We start from the raw sequence: 9,608 nt of genomic DNA, 5'->3' as shown, positions 1-9,608 counted from the left end.
CAAATCTCAAACCGCGAATGCACGCCAATAAACGCGAATTTTAAAATTAGCGAATATTCGCGTTTATTAGCGGTTCCCCAAATGAGTAAGTTATTTAAATGGCGTTCCTAAAAGGGCGCCGCAGGTTCAAACCTCCCCTCAATACGAACAAAGTTATTTTTGCGGTTATACTTACGCATTTTCAAGAACAGGCGGGTACGATACCCACGATATAATTGTCAGACAGCCGCGCGCGGCCGCGATTTTTCGCGTGTTCGCGGGGTTTTGCCCCAAACGCAGCGGCAGCGTTTGTCAGAAACATTTAACAAAAAATTTTCTGCGAACGCGCAAAAGTGTTGGTATTTCCTGGCGACAATCAAAATCATGTGGGCGTGCCGGGGGAAAATTTTTGCATGGGCATAAAATTTTTTGAAGGCATTGCCGGCATGTTGCAACAACGTCATAATTCGTTATCGGCGCTGATGGGACAGTGCGTTGTCCGTGGTGACTGGACGTCATATTTAGCCGCGGCTCGACTTTGCGAAGGTTTTGCCAGAGCCCGCGACCCAGGGGCTGGTTAGAGCGAAGAGGCGAGCTGCCGTAGGGCAACAGGGACTTGTACTTTTCAGTAGTAGTGACCACCTCCTTTGTGGCAGGAAAGCCGAAAAGGCAACCCCGACAAAGCCCTTCTGGACGGGCTTGGTTCCGACCCCATGCTACCAATTCTCCACAACCACCGGCACGGCAAGCCCACCCGCCTGTTTTCTTGAAAAATGATTTTCAACGAGATTGACCATGCTTCGTTTCGAATGGCATCGGCGAAGCCTGGATTCGATTTGCTCGGGTTCAGTTTAGATTCGTTAATCTGCCGTGACTCAACATTTTGGAGGTTTTCATCATGAATAAGCTAACATCTCGGCTTTCCTTTTCCTGGCGGTCATTGTGCTGCTCGCCCCGAGGAGGGTTTGGGATGAGTATCGCGTTTCTCGGTTTTTGGGCGTTGCTGGTGAACGTGTCTGACGTTCAAGCGCAATTGCCGTTTCATGGCGGCCGCGGCCCGACGTTCGTCCGCTCCGCCTGGAATTTGGAACCTGGTTACTTAACGCTGTATACTCACACCCGCTTTTATGGCAAAGTGGTCAATGCACCTGCGGCGGCGCCGAAAACAGGAACAACAGCGATTGCCTATTGGAATGTGCAAGGCGGAGCAGCATTGAACTACGGAATCAGCCGGCATTTTGAGGCCTCACTCGTGCCTATGATTTACCAAGACACGAATCGCAGCGGTAAAGGCTTCAATATTCCCGACGACATTTTTCTCCGCTTAAAAATCGCCTCGTTGGGCCAGCGCGGCGCGACCATGAGTTACGGCATCGAGTTGGGCACGCGGTTCCCCACCGGAAAAACGCATAATATACCCTTTGAGTCTTACTCGGCGGGCAAATTCAGCTTCGGCGCCACCGGTATCGTATCCTTCGCGCGCGATCCGCTCTATCCCGAAGACGGCTTCAGCGCACATTTCAACCTGGGATACTGGAATCATAATGACGTCGGACAAATCCTAAATCCCTCATCTCCGGCGATTGCTGTAACAAAGATGACGCAGGAATTTCTTTACGGAGCGTCTATAATTATGCCGTCGGAGAAATTTAATTTTCGACTCGAGTTATTTGGTAGCGCCTTTATTAATGCGCCACCAACGACCGCCTTCAGTCGCACGCCGGTAGCATATATTACCCCGGGAGTCTCTTATAAGGCCTATCGTTGGATGAGCCTCGACGCCAGTTCGGACATCCGCCTGAGTGGCCAGCCGAGTGCGACGAGCGTGCCAGCTCGCATTTTCACCCTGCCGTCCTACTCGGCGTGGCGCGTGAGCCTGGGCGCAAAGATCACGCTCTTGCCGACCTCGCTGTACTCCATGAGTGAGCGCGATTTGCTCATGCGCAAAGCTGAAAGCCGGCGCGAACTGTTCGAGCAAATCATCAAGGAACAGCGCGAAACCGAATCCGCCGAAGCGGAATTGGAGCGCATTAAAGATGAACGCCGCAAAGCCGAACGCGAGCTGGAACGCCTGCGCCGCATTCTGGAAGGCGAAGCCCGGCGCCAGCAGCAAGACGGCCAAAACGGCGATGACGGCAGCCAACCGCCACAATGATGTAAAACCCTTGCACGGCTGATCGAATCAACTAGAACCGAGAAAAGCAATCCCCTCTCGTTACACTGGCGTGAAAAATTTGCGCCGGAACGCGAGAGGGGATTTTAATTTGGTTTGATCGTTGGCTGAAATCAATTGTTTTCCCCCAGTCTGATTGTTATTTTGCGCACTGGCCCTCAGCTTGTATGACTCCTATTGCCCTGTGCCATGAAAGACTATTCGGATCTGCGCATTTTGGTGGTCGAGGATGACCCCGATCACGCCCAACTCTTGACGCATCGCCTGCGCCGTGAATTCGCTGCGGACCTCACGCATTTTGCCACAGCCACGGCTGCTCTCGCGGTACTCGAACAATTCTCCTTTGATCTCATTTTGCTGGATTATTCTCTGCCGGATTTGAACGGCCTGGAACTTTTGCGCCGTTGCCGCGCCGCTCATCCGGAAGTGCCGGTGCTGATGATTACCGGCCAGGGCGACGAGCGCATTGCCGTGCAAGCCATGAAACTGGGGGCAAGTGATTACCTCGTTAAAGCAAATGATTACAGTGCTGCGGTGCCGCACGCCATTCGCCGGACGCTGGAGAGAAGCGCCTTGCAGCGCCGCCTGGGCGAAACCGAATCGCGCTATCAGCGTCTGGTGCAGAACGCGCTCATGGGCATTTTTCAAGCTGCGCCCGAAGGCCGCTTTTTGATGGCAAATGAGGCGCTGGTCAAAATGTTGGGATATAATAGCGAAGAGGAGTTGTTGAGCGTCGATATTCGGCAGGACTTGTTTCTCAACCCGGAAGAATTTGATGAACTCGGACGCAAAGTTGCTGAGCGCGAGGACGGTTGCGACGCGGTTTACACGCTGCGCAAGAAAGACGGCACTCCGATCGTGGTGAAGAAAAGCGCGCGCGCGGTGCGGGACGCCGAAGGCCGCCTCTCGCATCTCGAAGGCTTTATGCAAGACATCACGCAGCAGCAGCGCGCGGAATCGGAAAGCCGGCGGCTGGCAAATTTCCCCAAACTCAGCCCGCATTTCATACTCGAATTGAACGAATGGGGCGGCGTGCGCTATTTTAATCCCGCTACCGCGGAGTTTCTGCAAAGCTGTGGCAAAACCACGGAAGAAGTGTATGCCATTCTTCCCCCGGATTTGGCGGACCTCTGTCGTGACATGCTGGCCGCTGCCGCAACTGCGCCAGTATTGCATCGTGAAGTACATGTCGAAGGCCGCATCATTTTTTATGAATTTCATGCGATTGCCGACGAACGCATCATTCACGCGCACGGGTTGGATGTGACCGAGCAGCGCGAGTTGGAGCAGCAACTGCAGCAGGCGCAACAGCTCGAAAGCATCGGCCGTCTTGCCGGCGGCATTGCCCATGATTTCAACAATCTTTTGATGGGCATTATCGGCTATGCCTCGCTCATCAAAGACGAATTGGGGGCGCAGGATCGCCACTACAACGACATTTGCGAGATCGAAAACGCCGCGCAACGCGCTTCCGAGATCACCCGCCAACTGTTGCTCTACAGCCGTCGCGCCGCCGGCCAACCCGTTGAAGTCAACCTCAACGACGTGATTGCCGTGGCGCTCGATGCGCTTTCACACGGGCTGCCGCCCGGCGTGCGCTTGCGCCAGAAGTTGGGGGATGATCTTCCGGCAGTGTTGCTCGATCCCATGCAGTTTCATCAAGTGCTTTCGAATTTGATTGACAATGCTTGTGAAGCCATGTCGCAAGAGGGGGAGATTGTTTTGCAAACATATTTCAGCGAGCGCCAGGAAAGCGACGTGTTGACGCAAACGCCGGAAAAATCGGGGAGATTCGTGGTGGTGGCCTTGCGCGACAGCGGGGTCGGCATTGCCGCGGACAAATTACAGCTCATTTTTGAACCATTCTACAGCACCAAACACGTGGGCAAAGGCTCAGGCCTGGGACTGGCAACCGCCTACGGCATCGTGCGCACACACGGCGGCGTGATTCATGTGAAAAGCGAGCCGGGCAAAGGCACTGAGTTTAGGTTGTATTTTCCGGCGGTGTGAAGAGGTTTTTGGTGCGGAGGCTTTTCTAAAGTTCTCAGTGCTGCGACAAAAACTTCCTTAGATTCTGTTGGGCGTTATCATATTCTGCTTCATGATGAAAATAATTACCATAAAACAGAGCCTTTGTTTGTTCGCCTTGTATTTTATTTTGGCCTTTGTTGGATGGCCAACTATACTTGAGATGAAACTAATTTATGTATTGGAGAATGGGCTTTGGAATGCTTACAGCACAATGTTTTTCGATTCTATTTCTTGGCCTCATTTTTTGTTCGTTGTACTGGTAACCGCCCTGCTCATGCAGTTGGCGACCGTATTTATTGTGTTTGTTTGGAGAAAAGTGGGGAAAAGAAAACTTGCCATAGGCTTTGGTACAGTATTCTCCCTGGCACTATTTGATTTCGTTCTCGAACATCCAGCGCTGCTTGGATTTGACATTTTTTCCCAAAAACAATTGATACAAAATTTGCGTATGCATCAATTCGTTATCATGAATCTCTGGCTATCGAGGAAAAATTTGAGATCTACAAGTTAATTTTTGATGAATACAATCCGTGCTTTGTCTTGGATAGTCTGGCAAATGATGCAGGGCATCATTCCAAAAAGAGAAGATTCAAAATTCAATTGGAACCGGAATTACAGTATTTAATTGAAAAATATTGGCGCAACAGAAATCATCAAAGCAGCCTAATTTCTCAGATGACAGAAGGAATTGATGATAGGCAAATTGTTAAAAATGGATATATCGGCGTGATTACTTTCAGCCCCATAAAACGTATCGGGGACTTGGCCTACGTGGGGTACGATTTACATGTCGCCCCTTTCGGAAGTCACGGTGGCCTGTTTAAGCTTGAGAAAAAGAATGGGAAGTGGATAAAGAAAGAAATAGTCATTCAATGGGTTTCTTAAAGAACGCAAGCGTTAGACGGTTTGACAGTAAGGCCGGGCATAATTTTCGGGATTGTGGTGCAATAGTTAAGGGAAGTATCTGTAGATTTCTTTTCGGTGCAGAAACCGGACGAAAACAACAGTTTCATTCTCCAGCTTCAATCCGATCCGATAATTTCCAATTCGGATACGATAGTAATTCTCTCCGCCCTTAATCTGCTTGAGATTATTAATTGCCCCGGCATTCGGCGCCTGCTCAACTTCTTCAACAATTCTTTTTAAATGCTGCAGCAACTGTTTTTCGTTTATTTTCTTGAGGTCGCGGGCAAAGCTCTTTTTAAATTCAACGGTCACGCTTTCGCCTCAATTATTTTGTAAATTTCTTCCTTGCTTGCCGCTTTTGTGTTCTCGCCTTCTTTTATGGCATTGAGCAGGGCGATATCCTCCAACGCCTCTGCAAAAAGCTCCGAAAATAAAGCTCGTCTCTCCTCCAGCACTTCGATAAGCGCCGTCTTTAATACATTCTTCAGGCGGATTTCGTCCAAAATTACTTGGTCCATTTTAATCTCCGTAAAATAAGTTGGTGGACTATGGGCACAATCAACAATAATCAACGTTGTCAAAATATAGCATAAAATAAAAATTAAGCAATCATCCTTTGCAACACAGCATCATGAGCGTGAAGTCTGCAAAATAGAACCAATCACCAGAAGCTTCGCGTTAATGTAACCGGCGAACTATCATCAGTATTTCAACCAATCAAAAATCCTGGGCCTCGGCGACAATCAGCCGCTCGACTGTTTGAAAGCATTGCCGCATTCTCATCAAACGCAGGGCAATGAGCTTACAGATTGGACAAAGCAGCCAGCGCGGCCCGGAACCGTCGAATTTCATGTTCCAATGCACGCGCGTGCCTTCTGCTGTAGGCTTGAGCATGCCGGTGATGATGAGCTTGAGAAAGCCTCGGGAATAGCGAACCGTGAAATAATCAAACGGCCTCCAATCCAGAATCTCTTCGATGAAGCGATAGTGCGAACAGTGGTTGTGAGATCCTGCTCTGGTGCGTCCGTCTGGCCGCTCCTTCACCGCCCAGGATGATCCCTTCATCCAGATGGTACGCTTAGGAGGATCATTCAGCCAATCCCACACCGTGGCCGGCGAGGCCGGGAAATGATGGGTGAGGGCAACATCGGCTTCTTCCTCTTTCAGTAGAGTACGCCGGTCTTCAGTAAGCTCCTTGTATCGCGTGTCCAAGTTTATGCTATACGTCTGGATTTCACCCAGATGCTCGTAGCTTTCGAGTTCGGCATACATGGCGTTGGGCCATACTTGCATTTGCTTCATCGCAACCTCGGAGCACAGGACGTATCCGCGCCAGCCGGTGGCTTCGCTCACTTTGTTCTTGAGCAGGCGGTGCGCCAGGTTGATGCACGAGCCGATCGGCTTGTCGCGGCCCATGACTTCCTGCAGAACATATTCCCCGTAGTGGATGATAAATTTCAGATCCAGATTGGAAATTGCCTGGCAGGCATTGCATTCACAGGTGGCGTTCCGCTGCATCGTTTTTTGACGGTCCCGGAACGCCACGTATGTTGTCTCAATGAGTTCAAGCAGGGTCTCCCCGCGCCGCATTTTGGTTTGCGGCGTAAACGCGAACACGGCATCACCTTCGATTTCGATCAAAGTCAAGGGCGGCGTCAGTTGGCGAATGATGAGCGTCAAGATATTGTTCAAGATTCCCTGAACATGATCAAGCTCGTTGCTTACCATAAAGGATGTATAGCCGGAAATGTCTGCCAGAACAAAGTAACCTCGCTGGATCGATGAGGCCATTTGTCATTCTCCTTTTCGACTCGAAGTTCTATCAAACAGCATTTGAAAAAACGTTATTCGCTGCCATAGAATCAATCAATCACCAGAAGCTTCGCTTGTTGCAAATGCCCGGCAGCCTGCACACGCACAAAATAAACGCCCGGGGATAAACCCGAAATCGGCAGCACGATATTTTGCATGCCGAATTGCGCGAGACGAAACCGTTGTTGCCGCACTTGCCGGCCGAGAATATCAAACAGCGTGATCTCGTAAGCTCCCTGATGATTGATTTCAATGCGCATATTCGCCGCGGTTTTCGCGGGATTCGGCCAAATCTCGTGCAAGCGAAAAGCTGTGGGCAAATTTTGTTGTGCGACATTGTGGTCAGAAACGCCGACCGGGACATTCGGCGCGCCCGGCGTCGGCGTGGAAAATGACACCCAGGTGTTGCCGCCATCCGGTGTTCTGCCGTAAGAAGTGTCCGGCTTTTGCGGACCAAAACGCAACGAATCGATGGAAAAATTGCCCAAGGCTGTGGGCGCATATAAGCCGACACTCTCACCGTTCACGCTCAAAGCGAAATTCGTGTGCAGCGGCCCTTGCCCGGCCTCGTTATCCGCCCAAATTAACAGAAAGGATTTGCCCGGCATTGTCGTGTCGGGAAATTGCCATTTGGTGGTGTTGTCGAGATTGTCCGTCAAAAACATGCCGGCCAGCGAAACCGAGGTGTCGGCGGCATTGTAGATTTCCACCCAATCATCATAATCATCGTCCGCCGGATCGGTGATGGTGCGAAAGTTTTGCGCCATGAACTCGTTGATCACCAGCGGAAATGTTGCGGCTGGCCTTGGCGAGACGAGAGTGATCTTCTGAAACGGCGCGGTGTCGGGATAAATCGACCACGCGCCCGCCGTGCCTTGCACGCGCAGATAAAACTCCACGGATTTGTCCGGCGCTTGCCCGAAAATCCTGCCGGCCCACAAACCGTCTTGCGCGCCGCCGTCCAGATGCAGGCCATCGTCATACATCGCGGCCAGCACGCTGGGCCCGCCGCCGACGCTGTACAGCAGATCAACGCGCGGCGGGGTGGCGCCGTTATCATCAACCTGGCATGTGACGAGAACATCCTGGCCGGGGGCGGGATTTTGCGGACTCCATTCGACTGCGATGATTTCCGCAGGCAGCGGCCCTTCTTGTAATTGCTGCATCGCGCTGGCATGCCGGGTTTGAATGAACGGCCGGATGCCGTATTCCACATGCCGGCCCCAGGCAACGTCAAGCGCTTGCTGCCAATCCGAATAAGAAAAACCATAATCGCGAGGATAATACGTATCGCCCTGCACCCACGGGCCGGCCAGCGTTTGCCATTGGTTGAATTTGGGTTCATGCGCCGCCAACGTGAATGCGCCGTTCAAAACCTCTTTGAGATAAAACGAATATAGATTCCGATAGGCAGGAATATTCAACACGCGCGTGACCAGCGGCCGCGGCTCGGAGGGATGGCCGAAATTGTAAATATCGCGTGTGCCCCAATCGCCGCCGACGAAGTCGATGCCGTAGGTGTTGTCATAATCATATGGAATGAATTCGAATTTGCCGCTGACGGTGTTGTGATAGAGATAATAGTTGTTCTGCAAATACCAATAATCATCCCAGCTCCCGAGCAGCGTGTTGACTGCCAAATACTTTAGGAACGCGCGCACATTGAAGCGTTCTTCAATAGCGCGGGCAAAATCCGCGTCGCTGGTGTTGTTGAGAAACCCGATGAAACTCACCAAATCGGAATAATCATCGATCTCTTCGTTGATTTCCAACTCATAAGCGCGATCACGGCTGTTGCGCATTTGTTTGTAGGCGTCTTGATTCGGGCCAAGCCAGGTGAGCGGCGCAGGATACAGGCATTTGTAGAAGTTGCCATCGTTGTTGCCAAAGCGGTCGAGAATAAAATTCTCATCATAATGCTCGACGATGACATACAAGCCGTAATATTGGCCGTTAATGTAAAGCGCGGCATATGCGGTGCGCGCAGCGGGCACGCCGCTTTGATTGAACAAATCCCAGCACAGCCGCGAGCGCATGATCGCCGGATCGTTATGCTCGCCGTTGACGTTCAGTTTTTCCAGGCCATAGAGCTTTTGCCCGCGCACGTATTCGTTGAGATCGAGTTTGAATGATTTCTTTTGAGCATATCGCGAGGTGTTGCCGCGCAGGCGAAATCCCACCGGTTCCAGCGTATCGCCGGCGATGACGTCGTTTTTGAAAATCAGTCGCGCCGGAAACAGGCTGTCACTCTCGGCGTTGGCAATATTCAAAATGTAGTCAAGGTGTTCCTGGGCGAGATCGACTTGAATGATGGCGACGGCATTGCTATCAAAAATTTTTGCGCTTTCTTCACGGTAGTTGCTTTGCGCATATGCGGCGGCGAAGCTGAAGATCAAAAAGATGGCATAAATCGCTGGGCGGCATTTCGTCACAGTAAATTCCTTCCATTTCATATTCATTCTCCCAAACAAACCTGCACAAACTTACTTCAATTTGCATAGCTCTCTCACTTTGGCATTCTACCTGTGCCAGTTGCCGTGAAATGCTCGGCACAGTATATGAAACTTCACAAGATTCTTGCAGAATGACAAAAGGGCTGAGCAACGCTTTGGAGGTGGTCGTATATCAGTAAGCTGCCTTCGACAGGCTCAGGCAGCGGATGCCGGCTTCGGTGAGCCTGGGCTGAGATCGTTGGCTGAGCTTGACG

General features: G+C 51.2%; 8 protein-coding genes. 4 read left to right on the top strand and 4 right to left on the bottom strand.

Annotation, left to right across the window (positions count from 1 at the left end; genetic code table 11):
- Positions 1-949 precede the first annotated feature (949 nt).
- The 4 genes from FBQ85_20790 to FBQ85_20775 all read left to right on the top strand — a co-directional run bounded on the left by FBQ85_20790 (position 950) and on the right by FBQ85_20775 (position 5,068).
- A complete protein-coding gene (locus FBQ85_20790) occupies positions 950-2,134 on the top strand; it encodes a hypothetical protein (GenBank protein MDL1877576.1) in 1,185 nt (394 codons plus the stop codon).
- A gap of 207 nt (positions 2,135-2,341) precedes the next feature.
- Positions 2,342-4,162 carry a response regulator gene (locus FBQ85_20785; GenBank protein ID MDL1877575.1) on the top strand — a complete coding sequence of 607 codons (1,821 nt, stop codon included), beginning with the start codon at positions 2,342-2,344 and terminating at the stop codon, positions 4,160-4,162.
- 91 nt (positions 4,163-4,253) lie between these two features.
- Positions 4,254-4,694 carry a hypothetical protein gene (locus tag FBQ85_20780; protein MDL1877574.1) on the top strand — a complete coding sequence of 147 codons (441 nt, stop codon included), beginning with the start codon at positions 4,254-4,256 and terminating at the stop codon, positions 4,692-4,694.
- Positions 4,695-4,723: 29 nt separating this feature from the next.
- Entirely contained in the window at positions 4,724-5,068 is a 345-nt protein-coding gene (locus FBQ85_20775) for a hypothetical protein (protein MDL1877573.1), read from the top strand.
- Between the two features lie 66 nt (positions 5,069-5,134).
- Here the strand turns inward: FBQ85_20775 and FBQ85_20770 are convergent, their stop codons facing one another.
- From FBQ85_20770 to FBQ85_20755, 4 genes are all read right to left on the bottom strand, one after another.
- Positions 5,135-5,401, bottom strand: a complete 267-nt coding sequence (locus tag FBQ85_20770; protein ID MDL1877572.1) for a type II toxin-antitoxin system RelE/ParE family toxin — start codon at positions 5,399-5,401, stop codon at positions 5,135-5,137.
- Positions 5,398-5,607 (bottom strand): hypothetical protein, encoded by a 210-nt coding sequence (locus FBQ85_20765; protein MDL1877571.1) that lies wholly within the window; start codon positions 5,605-5,607, stop codon positions 5,398-5,400. The genes FBQ85_20770 and FBQ85_20765 overlap by 4 nt, the downstream gene beginning before the upstream one ends.
- A 199-nt stretch (positions 5,608-5,806) precedes the next feature.
- Positions 5,807-6,880: a DUF2652 domain-containing protein gene (locus tag FBQ85_20760; GenBank protein ID MDL1877570.1), complete on the bottom strand. Its 1,074-nt coding sequence runs from the start codon at positions 6,878-6,880 to the stop codon at positions 5,807-5,809.
- A 71-nt stretch (positions 6,881-6,951) separates the two neighbouring features.
- On the bottom strand, positions 6,952-9,360 hold the full coding sequence (locus tag FBQ85_20755) for a T9SS type A sorting domain-containing protein (GenBank protein ID MDL1877569.1): 2,409 nt from the start codon (positions 9,358-9,360) through the stop codon (positions 6,952-6,954).
- Positions 9,361-9,608: the final 248 nt, after the last annotated feature.

This window comes from Cytophagia bacterium CHB2, from assembly GCA_030263535.1.
GTDB lineage: Bacteria > Zhuqueibacterota > Zhuqueibacteria > Zhuqueibacterales > Zhuqueibacteraceae > Coneutiohabitans.
The sequence above is the reverse complement of the archived record's forward strand: the minus strand, read 5'-3'. Positions and strand labels throughout refer to the sequence as shown.

What these genes read in the sequence shown, in the direction of transcription:
- FBQ85_20790 (MDL1877576.1), top strand. Translation starts at nt 950, where the DNA reads ATGAGTATCGCGTTTCTCGGTTTTTGGGCGTTGCTGGTGAACGTGTCT.
- FBQ85_20785 (MDL1877575.1), top strand. Translation starts at nt 2,342, where the DNA reads ATGAAAGACTATTCGGATCTGCGCATTTTGGTGGTCGAGGATGACCCC.
- FBQ85_20780 (MDL1877574.1), top strand. Translation starts at nt 4,254, where the DNA reads ATGATGAAAATAATTACCATAAAACAGAGCCTTTGTTTGTTCGCCTTG.
- FBQ85_20765 (MDL1877571.1), bottom strand. Translation starts at nt 5,607, where the DNA reads ATGGACCAAGTAATTTTGGACGAAATCCGCCTGAAGAATGTATTAAAG.
- FBQ85_20760 (MDL1877570.1), bottom strand. Translation starts at nt 6,880, where the DNA reads ATGGCCTCATCGATCCAGCGAGGTTACTTTGTTCTGGCAGACATTTCC.
- FBQ85_20755 (MDL1877569.1), bottom strand. Translation starts at nt 9,360, where the DNA reads ATGAATATGAAATGGAAGGAATTTACTGTGACGAAATGCCGCCCAGCG.